Below are 18381 nucleotides of genomic sequence, written 5' to 3' on the forward strand. Positions count from 1 at the left end.
CATGAAAAGCTATCTAAAATTAATATGTAGTGGTATTGCCACGCTGTTTGTTTTTTCGGGATGTAATCATTCTGCCCCTGCAGAAACTGTAGATGAGCCCTCGCCAATTACCCCAGTTCAGGTGACTACTGTTCAAGATAGTTCTCTTTCAGAATTTGTGGAGCTTTCGGCAGTTTCGGCCTATCTGGAGAAAAGTTTTGTAAAGGCAAATATCAACGGTTATGTAGAAAGTGCTCAGGCCGTATTAGGCAAGCAGGTGGGGAGCCATCAACTGTTATTTAGTTTAATTACCAAAGAAGCAAAATCGATTGGCAATAGCGTAAATAAGCTCGATGCGGGGTTTAAATTTTCTGGTATTTCCAATATCAGAGCCGATCAGGCCGGAACAGTTATTCAGGTAAGTCATCAAAAAGGAGATTATGTGCAGGATGGAGAAGCTTTGGCCACGATCAGCAACCGCAATAGTCTTGTTTTTCTGCTCGATCTGCCTTACGAATACAATCAGCTGATCAGTCAGAATAGAAGCCTGGTTATCCTCCTACCGGATGGAACTAAAATGACCGGAACAGTTTCAGGAACAATGCCTGCTGTAGATTCATCAGCACAGACCCAACGTTATATCCTTAAAGTGGGGGCAGCCAAAGATATTCCCGAAGGTTTAATCGCAAAAGTCAGGTTAACGAAAGTAAACCATGCACAGGCGCAGGTATTGCCAAAATCGGCGGTGTTGGCCAACGAAACCGAAGATGAGTTTTGGGTAATGAAACTGATCAACGATTCAACGGCAGTAAGAATAAATGTAAAAAAAGGCATCGAAAACCAAAACACAATTGAAGTGCTCGATCCTAAATTTTCGAAGACCGACCGGATCATTACATCTGGGAATTATGGAATAGCAGATACTGCCAAAGTTAAAATCCAGAAGAGGCCATGAACAAGTTTTTTATTTCCCATAAAAACCCAATCCTGGCAGTATTGCTCATTGTACTGGTTGGCGGAGTATATGCTTTCAGTCAGTTAAAAACAGGGCTTTTTCCAGAAATTACTTTTCCAAAGATCAAGATTATTGCCGATGCAGAATTACAGCCGGTTGATAAGATGGTGGTTACGGTAACGCGGCCTTTAGAAAATGCGGTAAAACAAGTGCCCGATCTTCAATTGGTTAGGAGTACCACCAGTAGGGGCAGTTGTGAGCTTTCTGCATTTATGAACCCCGGTGCCGATATCGATCTGAGTCAGCAGCGGATAGAATCGCAGATTGCCAAAATCAGTGCTTCATTGCCAGCTGGGGTTAATATTTCGGTAGAGAAGATGAATCCCTCTATCCTTCCTGTAAGTGGATACAGCTTAGAAAGCCACAATTATTCGTCTGCTGAACTGAAAAAAATTGCCACCTATACCGTAAAACCTTTTCTTTCGCAAGTTGATGGCGTTTCTGAGATCCGTGTAATTGGTGGTAAAAGCAAAGAATACTGGCTGGAGCTCGATGTACAGAAAATGCAGACGCTGGGTATCGCCCCAGATCAGATCGGCAATACACTCAGCCAAACCAATTTTATAAAATCTAACGGCTACCTCGCCGATCACAATTACCTGTACCTATCCGTAACCGATGCTACTGTAAAAAACAAAAGCGATTTGGAAAATCTGGTGTTGAGCAGGAAGGGCAACCGAATTATTAAGGTAATGGATGTTGCCAGGGTAAATATTCAGCAGAGTGTAGAATATACCCGAATTAATGCCAACGGGAAAGATGGAATCCTGATTGCAGTAATCAAACAACCTAATGCCAACCTGGTCGATCTTTCTAACGAGATGTTTACCAAGGTAGAGCAACTGAAGCGCATCCTGCCAGCCGGAGTAAGTATTAAACCTTATTACGTACAGGCCGATTTTGTAAACGAATCGGTAAAAAGTGTACGCGACAGTTTATTAATTGGTTTGGCATTGGCCATTTTAGTAGCTGTTATTTTTCTGAGATCGTTCAAAGCAAGTGCTACCATTTTAATCACCATCCCGGTTACGCTTTGTTTAACCGTAATTGTGCTTTATTTCATTGGGTATTCACTCAATATCATGACTCTTGGCGCCATTGCAGCAGCCATAGGTTTAATTATAGATGATGCTATAGTGGTGGTAGAGCAGATTCATCGCACACATGAAGAACATCCCGAAGAGCTTACCATGAGGTTATTAAGCAAGGCGGTGACTTATCTTTTCCCGGCCATGTTAGGTTCTTCTATCAGTACCATCGTGATATTTGTTCCTTTTGTATTGATGACGGGTGTTGCAGGTTCTTATTTTCAGGTGATGACCAATACCATGATCATTACCCTGGTCTGTTCCTTCTTTGTTACCTGGATTGGCTTACCTGTGATTTATCTTTTGCTTACCCGTAAAGGGGGTAGTCACGCAGCAACCGGCAAAAAAGTAGTGGTACATGAGGTTAAATCGCAAAACTGGGTACGTTATTTTATACAACGACCTTATATTTCGATCATATTTATGCTCGTGCTGATCGCATCGATTGTGCTCGTTTTCCCACGTTTAGAAACCGGATTTCTCCCCGAAATGGATGAGGGTAGCATTGTATTGGATTATGCTTCGCCTCCAGGTACTTCGCTCGAAGAAACCGACAGGATGCTTAGAGAAGTGGAAAAGGAGATTGTTAAAATTCCAGATGTTCAGGCGTATTCGCGGAGAACCGGAACGCAGATGGGCTTTTTTATTACCGAACCAAATACTGGCGATTACCTGATCCAGCTGAAGCATAACAGGACAAAAAGCACAGAAGAAGTGATCTCGGAGATACGCACGCACATCGAAAATACACAACCTGCATTGGTAATCGATTTCGGACAGGTAATTGGCGATATGCTGGGCGATTTAATGAGCTCTACACAGCCCATCGAGGTGAAAATTTTTGGCAACGACCAGGAAAAACTGCAGGCTTTATCTAAAAAGGTAGCCGATCTGGTTTCGCATGTAGATGGTACAGCCGATGTGTTTGATGGCATTGTACGCTCTGGGCCAACGGTAAATATCCAGCCGAATTTTACTATGCTGGCACAATATGGTGTTAGTCCGGTATCTTTTCAATCGCAGCTCCAAACCGCAATGCAAGGAACTTTAATCGGCGATTTATACGATAAACAACAGCTTTCACCTATCCGCATGGTGTACCCCGGAAGCAGAACTTTTAGCGTGGCCGATATCAACAAGCTTAAAATTTTCTTGCCTGATGGAACAGCGGTGCCCATTCAGCAAATGGCAAAGGTTGACCTTAAAGCAGGAATTGCCGAAGTGGCTAGGGAAAACCTGCAAACCATTGGGGTAGTTACCGCAAGGCTCGATAACCGAGATCTGGGAAGTGTAATGAAAGATCTTCAGAAAGCTGTAAATGCCAATGTAAACCTGCCTTCGGGTTACCACATCGAATATGGTGGTGCATATAAAGAACAGCAACAATCGTTCTCCGAACTGCTCACCATTCTTATCGCATCGAGTTTGTTGGTGTTTAGCGTAATTTTATTTCTATTTAAAGATTTTAAAATTGCTTTTCTCATTTTATTGATCTCGGTGCTGGGCCTTTCTGGGAGTTATTTAGCCCTGTTTTTAACCCATACCCCCTTAAACGTAGGAAGTTACACCGGGTTGATCATGATTGTGGGTATTATCGGCGAGAATGCCATATTTACCTTTCTACAGTTTAAAGAATCCCTTGCCAAACAAAGTGTTGATGATGCCATAACCTTTGCCATCTCTACCCGGTTACGGCCAAAATTAATGACTGCACTTGGGGCAATTATCGCCTTAATGCCTTTGGCTTTAGGTATCGGAGCTGGTGCACAATTGCATCAACCGTTGGCTATTGCCGTAATTGGCGGTTTTATAGTAGCCATGCCTTTATTGCTCATTGCTTTACCAAGTCTGATCAGACGATTCTACAAATTGGCCAAACCTGAAGGAGATGCAATTTAAGCGTAACATATTTTAAATCCATATCCTAAAAATATTAAAACGAAAAAAATGAAAAGGAAATTATTAAGCATGGTGGTTCTTTTTGCAATGTCAATTGCTGCAAATGCCCAACAAAAAAGCGGCCTGCACGTATTGGCAGTCCATAAAATACAAAGCGACGGGGGTTGGGATTATATAAGTATCGATCAGCAGCACAACAATCTTTTTGTTTCTCATGGTAATCAGGTAAATATATTAAATAAGAACAGTGGCGATTCGGTGGGCGTGATCCATAATACACTTGGTGTACATGGAATTGCAATTGCAGGTCCGTTTGGGAAAGGGTACACCACCCCTGTCTTCCGCTGTTTTTTAAACCCTGAATAAACGGTGCTGATATTTAGGGAGTTATGTGTTAATTTTTTGTTTTTTGGGTGTCCCAGAAGGATTTTGACTTATATTTATCTTAGTGTTTGTCAGAAAGAAACGGAATCAAAACGGCTTAATCAGTATTCAGGTTATTGAATCAAAGTTAAAAGATTTCTCCTCCAAAGGAGTTCCTTTGGAACACTGCGGTCGAAATGACGATACTTCAAGACCATTCACCTGTTTTATCCATCTGTTATTCATATTGATTTTTACAAAATAAATTACCCCTCAGTGTGACAAAAATGTTAGATAAGTAAAATAATTGTAGCAAATTTAAACAGGTTCTAAATAGTTCTTAAATTTTAGCCATGGAGCATCTTATTGTACTTTTAAAAACCAAAACTACAATTTTTCATATCTGCCAACTTTTTTGTGCTATTATAATCTGATCGAGGTAGTCTAATCAAAAATTACCTTGGTTTTTGATCCGTTTTTAAATAATTTTTTTCTCTCCAAATCTTCGATTATAGCTTGTTGTAATGTGCTTTTTTTACAATAGCTTATGTTATTGTGTCGGCTATGTCAATTAAATGTAAAAAAGCTTTTTGTAATATTGTAAATTTTTTTAACTTAGGGCTAACTAAAATAATGTTATTGAATCGGTTCCTTTGCTGGTTTTTTAATATTGACCTATTCTCCCAGAAATTTACATATGAATAACTTCTCCTTTAACGCACTGGTTTTTACACTTGATTTTTTAGCTTATAAGAAAAATTGCGGGCGATATGCAAAATTGATAATATGGTCTCTGTTATTAACCCTATGCTGTGGAAAACAAGCCCTCGCACAATCTCCTGGTGGGGTTGCAACCGGTCTTGTATCATGGAATAGTGCAGATAACCCCCTCAACGTTGGGACAACTACCAGTATAACATCATTGACAGATAAGGTGCCTGTTGTTCCTGCTCGTGTATGGACTAGTCTATCAGGCGCACGTACTATAAACCCTAGCGGAATCAACTTCAACCCTTCCATTATCTTTCCTGGTGGTGGTGGTAATTATTTTAATACCACAACATTTTTAGATGCATTAACGGCTGGAGAAGTATTCTGTGTACAGTTCTCTAGTTTGCCCAACACCAGTACCACTCCCCAATATCCCTTTGAGTTTGGAGGTACAAATCCCAACCCTCCCACATCTTCTACCGTATCTACGTATACCTCGAGTACCAATAGTCATTTTACTTATTTTGGTAGTACTACTCGTCAGGGTTTTACTTACCCTACTACTTCGCCTACTTACCCAACTACAGTAAATGTGCTTAATGCGCACCTGCTGAATATTTGGAGTGCAACCAATGATTGGGCTGCCGGCATTGATGGCAGGGTAGTGGCATCAACATTAACCAATGTGGTAAATTTTGTCACACCTGTACCACCAGCAGCTAGCACAAGAGGTAATTACATCGGGGCCGGCCATGGTAGTCTCTTCAATGGGCAGTTAGCTGAAATCATGATTTTTAGCCAAAAGCTAAGCAATATAGACCGCCAGCAAGTGCAATCTTATTTGGCCCTTAAATACGGCCTTACCTTGGGTATTGGTACGCCTATAGACTACCTGGCCAGTGATGGTACCACCAAAATGTGGACTGCAAGCAATAACATTGGCTATGCCAAGCACATCACGGGAATTGGTCGTGATAATGCCATTGATGGCAGTGTCCTCAATCAGAAACAATCATTGAGTGCAGATACAGGCATCGTTACCCTTGCCTTGGGTAGCACTGTTGCTACCTCCAATGCGGCTAATACAGCTACCATTACCAACAATCTTTCCTTTCTTACTTTCGGTGATAATGGGGCAACTACCCCTTATCGAACTCCTGTTGCCGGTGTTACCGGAGTTAACAGCAGAATGGCCCGCGTTTGGAAAGCCCAAAAAAACAACTGGGCGGACCAAAATATAACGCTTAAATTAACTGGGGGCAATGCGTTGATTTATCTGTTGGTCAGTACTGACGATACTTTTGGTACAGGTGATGTTGCTTATGCCCTGGATGCAACAGGTTCGGTTACCCTAAGCAGTAGTTTACTGCCCGATGGTGCATACTTTACGTTCGCAAAGACTGTAAAAGGACCGAATACCGTTAGCACTGGACTTACTTTCTGGCTACGAGCTGATGATGGGGTGTCTACCCTTAACCAATGGAATGATTATAGTACCAATGGCAATCATGCCATACAGAACACGGCGGTTAACCAACCCAGTATCAATGCCCAGGGCCTCAACTTTAACTATAGCAGGAATTTCAATGGTAATACTAACATTACCAGTAGCAGCTATATGGACATTACAACCGCCCGTATTGACCCCAGTACCGCTACTGTTTTCGCAGTAGGCAGTCCAGGCACAAACTTTACAAGTGGTCCAATTGCCAGAGAACTGGTTAGCAGTGGTAGTGGACAATCACTTTCCGATCAAGGAACGGAATTTCGACTTGTCGGAAACAACTTGGATTATCTGGAATCTACTGGCCAGTTCCCGACTCAAAAAGGTTCGATAACAGGTGTTAAGGCCTACGTGGCCAATCAATCTTATGTCTTCAGTGCAACCCAGACAGATGCGACCAATGGTGTTAGCCTGTTCCAAAATAATGTTTTTGACAAGCAGGGTAATATCCTCTTTACGCCTAATACCGCCAATTTTACTTCTATAGGTATTCGTTCTTTTGGTGGAAGGCAATTCCCCTGGTTAGGCCAAATAGGCGAGGTTATCGTTTATGACCGTGTATTGTCTGACACCGAACGACAAACCGTTGAGTCGTACCTCTCCCTGAAATATGGGATCACGATGAATGCGGGGGGCAGCAACTACCTTGGCAGTGATGGGGCTGCCTATTGGACGACTACAGCGGCAAATGGCATCTATAAGAACAACATTGTGGGCATAGGAAGGGATGATGCTACTGACTTCAACACCAAACAATCCCGTAGCGTTAACACGGGCGCCATCCTGACCGTTGGGTTAGGCACAATTGCGGCTTCGAATGTAGCCAATACCAATACCTTTGCTCTTGACAAGAGTTTTTTTGTGTTGGGTAGCAACAGTGCCGAGCTAACTACAATAACTACAGATATTCCTGTGGGTAGTTGTATCAGTCAGCGCCTTAGTCAGGAATGGGAAGCGCAGCTGACAAATTTTGATGCCACCACGCATCCATTGCGCCTGCAATTTGACCTCACGGGGGTTTCCCAAACAGGCTCCGCACTTAGCGATTATAAATTATTGATCGATCTGGATGGTGATGGCAACTTTGCCACAGGCACGGTTACGCAGATTTCCGCTACAGACCTCAATGCAGGCGTGGTAGGTTTCAGCAACGTAACCGCCCTAACCAACGGCGTGGTGTTCACGCTGGCTACCGGCTTCCCGCCGGCCAGGCCGCCTGTGCTGGTTGCTGATGGTACCGTTAAAACGGTAGTTTCAACGTGTATTGATGGCAATACGATTTATTTCTTAGATCCAGCAGATGCAGGTAAATATATTGCGGCTATTGACCTGAATGGAAATACACTCGACGTAACGAAGTTGTCTGGTCTGATAGACGTAAACCGGGATATGATTACCGCTTTAGGTAAGAACAGCGGTACGACCTATGGTACGCAGTTGATGCGTAGGTTACTGCAGATCACTTACACAGGCCCGGCACTTACCGTAAACGGTGGAGTGAAAGTTCGCCTGTTCTGGAACCCAGCTGAACGCACTAATGCCGAAACCACCCTATCTGGAAGCCGTGGTGTAACTGGTGTTCAAAAATGGATCTGGTTTAAACATACCGGTGATATTGCCACTACATTGGCTGACCTTTCGCCTGAAAAATTGGCCAATATAACGGAACTCACACCTTCGGCCACTGGCCAGGCAAATGGAGTAGATTATGTAGAGTTTAGCGGAATACAGAGTTTTTCTACTTTTGGTGGGCTTACCACGGCCACCCAAATACTGAGCATAGCCAAGGTGCAGGATGGAACAGAGGGGGCAACGAATGGAAGCTTCAGTATCAGCCTTCCTGCTGGTGTACTGGCCACAGAAAATGTAACGGTAAACTATACCATCAGTGGGACAGCTACAAATGGGGTTGATTATACGACATTGAGCACCACGGCGATTATACCTGCCGGAGGGAATTCGGTGACCATACCTGTAACGGTAACAGATGATAATTTGATTGAAATAACAGAAGGTGTTACGGTTACTTTAACTGGAGGAACTGGTACTACCAGCGGTGCCTATCAGGTAAACAGCACGGCAGCGAATGCCACGGTAAATATTACTGATAATGATAATACGCCTGCAAACCGCACGTTGAGCGTTGTGTCAACGGCCGCAAATGGCGCAGAGCCATCTACCAACGGTAATTTCAGCATCAACCTTCCGCCAGGTATAACTGCTTCAGAAGATATTACAGTGAACTATACCATTGGTGGCATGGCAACCAATGGCACGGACTATGCGTCACTAGGAGGTACGGTTACCATAGCTGCCGGACAGAACGCTGTAGACGTACCGGTAATGGTAACCGACGATCAGCTGATCGAGAACCCAGAGACGGTCATCCTTACCTTGACCAATGGCACATCGGCCAGTTTTGCCTTTACGGCAAGCACCACAGCGGGGAATGCCACGGTGAACATTGCAGACGATGATAACACACCGGCAAACCGCACATTGAGCGTTGTGAAAACAGCAGATGGTGCAGAGCCGTCTACAGATGGTAGCTTCACAATCAGTCTTCCTGCGGGTATATTGACCACCGAGCCGATCACAGTGAATTATACAATAGGCGGCACGGCAACCAATGGCTCGGACTATATTACATTGGGCGGTACAGCTTTAATCGTTGCCGGACAGAACAGCATAACGGTACCTGTAAGGGTAACTGACGACCAGTTGATAGAGGGCGGCGAGACGGTTATCCTTTCGGTGACCAATGGCACATCGCCTAGCTTCGCCTATACGGCAAGTACCACGGCTGGGAATGCCACGGTAGACATCACGGATAATGACAATACGCCGGCAAACCTTACGTTGAGCGTTGTGAGGACGGCTGACGGTGCAGAGCCGTCAACCAACGGTAGTTTCAGCATCAGCCTACCAACAGGTATAACGGCCACGGAAGATGTTACGGTAAACTACACGATAGGTGGCACGGCCACAGCTGGTAGCGACTATGCAGCACTAGGTACGGTGACCATACCTGCCGGGCAGAACTCGGTTGACGTAGCGGTAACGGTAATTAACGACCAGCTGATCGAGAACACCGAGACAGTGATCCTTACCTTGAACAGTGGTACCTCAGCCAGTTTCGCCTATACGGCAAGCACCACAGCGGGGAATGCCACGGTGAACATTGCAGACAATGATAACACGCCGGAAAACCGCACCTTGAGCGTGGTGAAGACAGCAGATGGTGCAGAGCCGTCTACAAATGGTAGCTTCACAATCAGTCTTCCTGCGGGTGTATTGACCACCGAGCCGATCACAGTGAATTATACGATAGGTGGTACGGCCACAGCTAATAGCGATTATACTGCTTTGAGCGGTACGGCGACCATAGCTGCTGGACAGAACAGTATATCTGTACCAGTAACGGTAATCAATGACCAGCTGATTGAGAATAACGAAACCGTGGTGCTCACATTAACAGGGGGCACATCTGCAAACTTTACTTATAGCCTAAGCACCACGGAAGGAAATGCCACGGTGAATATTGCTGATGATGACAATACTCCATCGAACCTGACATTGAGCGTTGTGGCAACCACTCCCAATGGTGCAGAGCCATCTAATAACGGTAGTTTCAGGATCAGCCTTCCATCGGGTATAACGGCCACAGAGGATATCACGGTAAACTATTCGATCAATGGGACAGCTACTAATGGCACGGATTATGCGCCACTCGGCGGTACGGTTACCATAGCTGCCGGACAGAACTCGGTAAACGTACCGGTAATGGTAACAGACGACCAGCTGATTGAGAATACCGAAACCGTTGTACTCACATTAACCAGTGGCTCATCTACAAACTTTAGTTATAGTGCAAGTAGTATCAATACGGCCACGGTGAACATTGCAGACAATGATAACACACCGGCAAACCGCACATTGAGCGTTGTGAAGACAGCAGATGGTGCAGAGCCGTCTACAGATGGTAGCTTCACAATCAGTCTTCCTGCGGGCGTACTGACCACCGAGCCGATCACAGTGAATTATACAATAGGCGGCACGGCAACCAATGGCTCGGACTATATTACATTGGGCGGTACAGCTTTAATCGTTGCCGGACAGAACAGCATAACGGTACCTGTAAGGGTAACTGACGACCAGTTGATAGAGGGGGGCGAGACGGTTATCCTTTCGGTGACCAATGGCACATCACCTAGCGGTAGCGACTATGCAGCACTAGGTACGGTGACCATACCTGCCGGGCAGAACTCGGTTGACGTAGCGGTAACGGTAATTAACGACCAGCTGATCGAGAACACCGAGACAGTGATCCTTACCTTGAACAGTGGTACCTCAGCCAGTTTCGCCTATACGGCAAGCACCACAGCAGGAAGTGCCACGGTGAACATTACAGACAATGATAACACGTCAGCAAACCGCACCTTGAGCGTGGTGAAGACAGCGGATGGGGCAGAACCATCAAGTAATGGTAGCTTCAGTATCAGTCTTCCTGCGGGTGTATTGACCACCGAGCCGATCACAGTGAATTATACGATAGGCGGCACGGCCACCAGCGGCACCGATTATACCGCATTGAGTGGTACGGTTATAATACCTGCCGGCCAAAACAGCGTGAATATACCTGTACAGGTAATTGACGATACGTCTATTGAGCCAAGCGAAACGGTGATCATGAACATCAGCGGTGGCAGTGATGGACAGTTTACTTACACTGTGGCATCGGGGGCAGGAAGTGCCACTGTGAACATCGCCGACAACGATATTGCAACCAGTAGCACCCTGGTACTGGTAACTAAAGTATCCGATGCGATGGAGGGCGGGGTCAACGGTCAGTACCGCATCGGGCTCCCACCAGGGGTTACCAGTTCTGAACCTGTTACGGTGAACTATACCATCAGTGGAACTGCTACAAATAGCATTGATTATACAACATTGAGTGGCACGGTAGTTATACCTGCCGGTGCTAACGAGGTGTTTATCGATGTGGATGCGCTTACAGATGCTGTAGTGGAAGGTCCAGAGAGCGTGGTACTGACCCTTAACAGTGCAAGCTCTATCAGCTATCCGTTCGCGATCGACCCATCGAGCAGCAGTGCAACAGTGAACATCATCGACGCCAATGGCGCTAATAGCACACTACTACAGGTAGTGAAGATTAGCGATGGCAGTGAGCCGGCCACCAATGGCCGCTTCAGGGTACATTTGGCTGGGGGGGCAACCTCGAACTTCGATATTACCGTTGGTTACAGTCTTTCGGGCACGGCCACCGCAGGGGTAGACTATCAGGGACTGGGCACAATTGTGATCCCAGCGAATACCAACGGCGTTGATATAGACCTGAACGTGCTTGATGATCAGTTCATCGAGCCTACCGAGACAATGATATTCAATCTGATCTCGGGCAGTGCATCCGACGGGACAAATGCGTATGTATTCCCTGCGGACCAAGCATCCAGCCAGGTGACAATCAACATTGCCGATGATGATAATACAACCACTAACCGTGTGCTTTCGGTGGTGAAAACCAATGATGCGGGCGAACCAAGTACCCATGGTGCCTATACCATCAGCCTGCCAGCAGGCTACTCGTCTAGCTCCGCCATCACGGTGAACTACACGATGAGCGGTACAGCAACCAATGGAACAGATTATACCATTGGAACAGTTACACTTCCTGCCTATGCCAACTCGGTAACGGTACCACTAACGGTAACCGACAACCAGCTGATAGAAAACACAGAGACAGCTATCCTTACCCTAACCAGTGGTACATCAGCTGGCTTCGCCTATACGCCAAGTGGCACAAACGGAGCTGCTACGATGAACATCACAGATGATGATAATACGCCAGCAAACCGCACGTTGAGTGTTGTGAGGACGGCTGACGGTGGAGAGCCATCAACTAATGGTGGTTTCAGCATCAGTCTTCCAACAGGTATAATAAGCACAGAGGCCATCACGGTGGGCTATACCATAGGCGGCACGGCAACAGGTGGTAGCGACTATACTACATTGAACGGCACGGTGGTTATACCTGCTGGGCAGAATTCGGTAAGCGTACCCGTAACGGTAATGGACGACCAGTTGATAGAGCGCACGGAGACGATCATCCTTACCTTGACCGATGGCGCATCAGCCAGCTTCGCTTATACGCCGAGCACCACCAGTGGGGCTGCCACGGTAAACATTACAGATGATGACAATACGCCAGCAAACCGCACGTTGAGCATTGTGAGGACGGCTGACGGTGGAGAACCATCAACTAACGGTGGGGTCAATATCAACCTTCCTACTGGCATACTGGCTACAGAAGATATTACGGTGAACTATACCATCAGTGGTACAGCTACTAATGGAGCTGACTATATTACGTTGGATGGTACAGCTATAATAGCTGCAGGACAGAACTCAGTGAGTGTACCTGTAATGGTGACCGACGACCAGTTGATAGAGAACACAGAGATGGTGACCCTTACTTTGACTGGTGGTACATCAGTCAGCTTCGCCTATACGCCAAGCACCACCAGTGGGGTTGCCACGGTGAACATCACAGACGATGATAATACGCCAGCAAACCTCACGTTGAGCGTTGTGAAGATGGCTGACGGTGAAGAACCATCGGCCAACGGTAGCTTCCGCATCAGTCTTCCAACAGGTATAACGGCAACCGAGGCGATTACGGTGAACTACACGATAGGAGGGACGGCAACAGCTAATAGCGATTATACCGCCTTGAGCGGTTCGGCTATCATAGCTAACGGACAAAACAGTGTATCGGTACCGGTACAGGTGATTGACGACCAGCTGATTGAGAATAATGAAACTGTGGTACTTAGCTTGACCAATGGCGTATCTACCAGCTTTAGCTATAGCGCAAGCACTACTAATGGGGCTGCCACGGTGAACATTGCTGATAATGACAACACGCCAGCAAACCGCACGTTAAGCGTGGTGAAGACAGCGGATGGGGCAGAACCATCAAGCAATGGTAGCTTCAGTATCAGTCTCCCAACTGGTATAACAGCAACCGAGGCCATCACGGTGAATTACACGATAGGTGGCACGGCGACAGCTAATAGCGACTATACTGCCTTGACTGGTACGACTACAATAGCAGCTGGACAGAACAGTGTATCGATACCGGTAACAGTTACCAACGACCAGCTGATTGAGAATAATGAAACTGTGGTGCTCACATTGACCAGTGGCGCATCAACAAACTTTAGTTATAGCCTAAGCACTACCAATCGGACTGCCACGGTGAACATTGCTGATGATGACAATACTCCATCGAATCTGACATTGAGCGTTGCGAAGACAGCAGACGGTGCGGAACCATCTAATAACGGTGGTTTTAACATCAGCCTTCCTACAGGTATAACAGCCACCGAGGCCATCACAGTGAACTATTCGATAGGTGGTACTGCTACTGATGGCAGCGATTATGCATTGTTAAATGGTACGGTGATTATACCTGCCGGTGAAAATAGTGTATTGGTACCGGTTACGGTAACAGACGACCAGCTGATCGAGAATACCGAAACCGTGGAATTAACATTGATCAGTGGCTCATCTACAAGTTTTAGTTATGCAGCAAGTAGTGCCAATAAAGCTACGGTAAGCATAACAGACAATGATAACACCCTGGCAAACCTGACGCTTAGCGTTGTGAAAACAGCTGATGGAGCAGAGCCATCTACTAATGGTAGCTTCACGATCAGCCTTCCTCCTGGGGTATTGACCACCGAGGCTATTACGGTGAACTATACGGTAGGCGGCACAGCAACCAATGGCACTGACTATATTACATTAGACGGTATGGTGATTATACCTGCCGGGCAGAGCAGTGTGTTGGTACCTGTAAGGGTGACCGATGACCTGCTGATCGAGAACCCAGAGCGGGTGATCTTAACGGTAATCAATGGTATCTCTACTAATTTTAGTTATACACCAAGTGCTACTAATACGGCTACGGTGAATATAGCAGACAATGATAGCACACCAGCAAATCTCACATTGAGTGTGGTGAAAGCATCAGACGGTTCAGAGCCATCTGCCAATGGAAGCTTCAGCATTAGCCTTCCTACTGGCGTACGGGCTACAGAAAATATAACGGTAAACTATACCATCGGTGGGACAGCAACAAATGGAGCTGACTATGCGACATTGGGGGGTACGGTGACGATACCTGCTGGGCAGAACTCGGTGAGCGTACCGGTAATTATACTGGACGACCAACTGATCGAGAATACCGAAAACGTGGTACTCACATTGACCAATGGCACATCAACCAGCTTCACCTTTACGCCAAGCGCCACAGCGGGGAATGCTACGGTGAATATAGCAGACAATGATAACACCCCAGCGAACCGCACATTGAGCATTGTGAAGACTGCTGACGGTGAAGAGCCATCAACCAATGGTAGTTTTACTATCAGCCTTCCAACAGGGATAACGGCCACTGAGGCGATTGTGGTGAACTATACCATAGGTGGAACTGCTGCAAATGGAGTTGATTATACAACATTGGGCACCACGGCCACGATAGCTGCTGGCCAGAACAGTGTTTTGGTATCGGTACCAATCATCGACGACCAGTTGATAGAGAACACCGAGACGGTTATCCTTACATTAACCAATGGTGCATCGGCCAGTTTCGCCTATACGGCGAGCGCCACGGCTGGGAATGCCACGGTGAATATCTCGGATAATGACAACACCCCTGCAAACCTGGAACTGAGCGTTGTAAAAACAGCTGATGGAGCAGAACCAGCTACTAACGGCAGCTTCAGCATTAGCCTTCCAACGGGTATAATGGCTACAGAGGCAATCACGGTAAACTATACCATAGGTGGAACTGCTGCAAATGGAGTTGACTATGCGACAATAGGCAGCACAGTGACTATACCTGCTGGACAGAATTCGGTGAGCATACCAGTAACGGTAACCGACGACCAGTTGATCGAGAACGTAGAGACAGTAAACCTTAGGTTGAATGGTGGCACATCGACAAGCTTCACCTTCAGGGCAAGTGCCGCAAATGGGGCCGCCACAGTGAACATCATAGATAATGAGAACACGCCTGCAAACCGCACCTTGAGCGTTGTAAAAACAGCGGATGGGGCAGAACCATCTACCAATGGTAGCTTCAGCATCAGTCTTCCTGCTGGTGTATTGGCCACAGAAGATGTGACGGTGAATTATACCATCAGTGGAACCGCTACAAATGGAGTTGATTATACCTCATTGGGTGGCATGGCGATTATACCTGCCGGGCAGAACTCGGTGAGCGTACCGGTAACGGTAACCGACGATCAGAAGATAGAGGGAACCGAGACCGTGATACTGAATCTTAGCAATGGCGTATCAGCCAACTTCGCTTTTACAGCAAGTGCCACGGCAGGAAGTGCCACGCTGAACATTACGGACAATGATAACACGGCTACCAATCTGACACTTTCGGTGGTGAAGACCAGTGACGCAGCAGAGCCAGGCACAAACGGTATCTTTACCCTTAGTCTGCCAAGTGGTATTACCGCATCAACAGACGTTACGGTGAGCTACACGGTAGGCGGCACGGCCACCAGTGGTACCGATTATAGCGCATTGAGTGGTACGGCGGTAATACCTGCTGGCCAAAACAGCGTAACCATACCTGTTCAGGTAATAGACAATACGATTATCGAGCCAACCGAAACGGTGATCATGAACATCAGCGGTGGCAACGACGGACAGTTTGCCTATACAGTGGTATCGGGGGCAGGAAGTGCCACTGCCAATATCACCGACAACGATATTACGGTCAGCAACAAACTGGTACTGGTTACCAAGGTATCCGATGCGATAGAGGGTGGGACTGGCGGTCAGTTCCGCATCTCGCTTCCACCAGGGGTTATCAGTTCTGAGGATGTGGTGATCAACTTTACCATTGGCGGTACTGCAACGTTCAACACAGACTATTCGCTTACAGGCGTTACGGGTAGCACGGTTACCATACCTGCTGGTTCAAATGAGGTATTCATCAATGTGAATGCGGGTAATGACGGGACTGTGGAAGGTTCAGAGAGTGTAATAGTGACCCTTACCAGTGCAAACTCTGCCAGCTATCCGTTCACGATCGACCCATCTAACAGCAGCACGACAGCGACCATTATCGATGTCAACGGTGCAAGCAGCACACCGCTACAGGTAGTGAAGGTTAGCGATGGTAGCGAGCCGGCCAACAACGGCCACTTCACTATACAATTGGCTGGGGGCGCAACGTCTGCCTACCCGATCACCGTTGGTTACAAGGTTTCGGGCACGGCCACCGCAGGGCTAGACTACCAGGGATTGGGCACGATCGTGATCCCGGCGAATACCAACAGCATTGACATAGACCTGAACGTGCTCGACGACCAGTTCATTGAGCCTACCGAGACGATGATATTCGATCTGATTTCGGGCAGTGCCTATGATGGAGTGAATGGTACTGCTTTAGTATTCCCTACTGACCCTGCGTTTAATCAGGTTACGATAAACATTGCCGATGATGACAATACGGACGCCAACCGCATACTTTCGGTGCAGAAGACCAACGATGCGGGCGAACCAACTACCCATGGCACCTATACCATCAAGCTGCCAAATGCTTACTCGTCTAGCACCAATATCACGGTAAGTTATGTAATGAGCGGTACGGCGACCAGTGGGACAGATTACACTATAGGCACGATTACGATCCCTGCCTATACCAACTCGGTTACAGTACCATTAACGGTGATCAATGATGAAATTATCGAGGGACCAGAACAGGCGACATTGACCATTACTAACAGTACCGATGCCAATGGGTTTGTTTACTTGCCTGATGCCACCATTAATGGGGCAGTGTTAACCATTGCCGATGATGACAACACAGCAAATAACAACGTATTGTTTGTAACCAATGCCGCAAATGCTGCAGAACCTGCTACCAATGGTTCTCTTCGTATCAGCTTACCAGTTGGTGTAACCAGCAATGAGGCGATTACGGTGAACTATACGGTTGGCGGTTCGGCCACCAGCAGAACCGATTATGTGGCATTAAGCGGCACGGTGATCATACCTGCCGGGCAGAACTCAGTGAACGTGCCGGTAACAGTAATCGACGATCAGAATATAGAGATTTTAGAAACGGTTGTTTTAACCGCCACAAGAGGAAATAGTAATAGCTTCAGTTTCGGGCCAGCGCCAGGTAACGCGGTGGCTACGGTGAACCTTGCGGATGATGATAGCAACAGTGCTAATCAGGTGCTGAGCATTGTTAAAAAGACAGATGCTGCTGAACCATCAACAGCTGGCAGCTTTACGGTGAAACTTCCAACTAATATTACAGCAGCAGAACCTATAAACGTAAGCTATACAATTGCAGGTACTGCTGTAAATGGCGGTGATTATGTAAGCTTGAGTGGTAATGTGATCATACCTGCAGGAAGTAACAGCGTAGACATACCTGTTACAGTAATTAATGACCAACTCATAGAAGATAACGAAACGGTAATCGTAACCCTTAGCGGTGGCGTTTCACCTAGCTTCGTCTTTACCGTTGATGGGGCGGCCAACAGTGCCACGGTTGATATTGCCGACGACGACAACATTCCTGCGAACAGGGTGTTGGCTTTAACTAAGGTGAGTGATGGGGCAGAGCCATCTACCAACGGAGCGTTTAGGGTAAGTCTGCCACCTAACATTACGGCAATAGCACCAGTTACCGTAAATTATACCATAAGCGGTACAGCAACCGCTGGTAGTGATTATGCAACATTAAGCGGTACCACTGTCAT

4 protein-coding genes are annotated in these 18381 nt (G+C 46.6%); all 4 read left to right on the top strand.

The genetic code is table 11. The features are described from left to right. Window position 1: 1 nt before the first annotated feature. The gene (locus AW17_RS20105) at window positions 2-934 is read left to right on the top strand and encodes an efflux RND transporter periplasmic adaptor subunit (RefSeq protein ID WP_051691991.1); all 933 of its coding nucleotides are present in this window, start codon (window positions 2-4) and stop codon (window positions 932-934) included. Beyond that, complete coding sequence (locus tag AW17_RS20110; protein WP_029279417.1) at window positions 931-3981, top strand: efflux RND transporter permease subunit; 3051 nt, start codon at window positions 931-933, stop codon at window positions 3979-3981. Before AW17_RS20105 ends, AW17_RS20110 begins: the two co-directional genes overlap by 4 nt. 48 nt (window positions 3982-4029) lie before the next feature. After that, window positions 4030-4347 carry a hypothetical protein gene (locus AW17_RS20115; protein ID WP_029279420.1) on the top strand — a complete coding sequence of 106 codons (318 nt, stop codon included), beginning with the start codon at window positions 4030-4032 and terminating at the stop codon, window positions 4345-4347. Between the two features lie 694 nt (window positions 4348-5041). After that, a partial coding sequence (locus tag AW17_RS24315; RefSeq protein WP_029279422.1) for a Calx-beta domain-containing protein occupies window positions 5042-18381 on the top strand: 13340 nt, incomplete at its 3' end.

It is taken from the genome of Pedobacter borealis DSM 19626 (genome assembly GCF_000708285.2).
GTDB lineage: Bacteria > Bacteroidota > Bacteroidia > Sphingobacteriales > Sphingobacteriaceae > Pedobacter > Pedobacter borealis.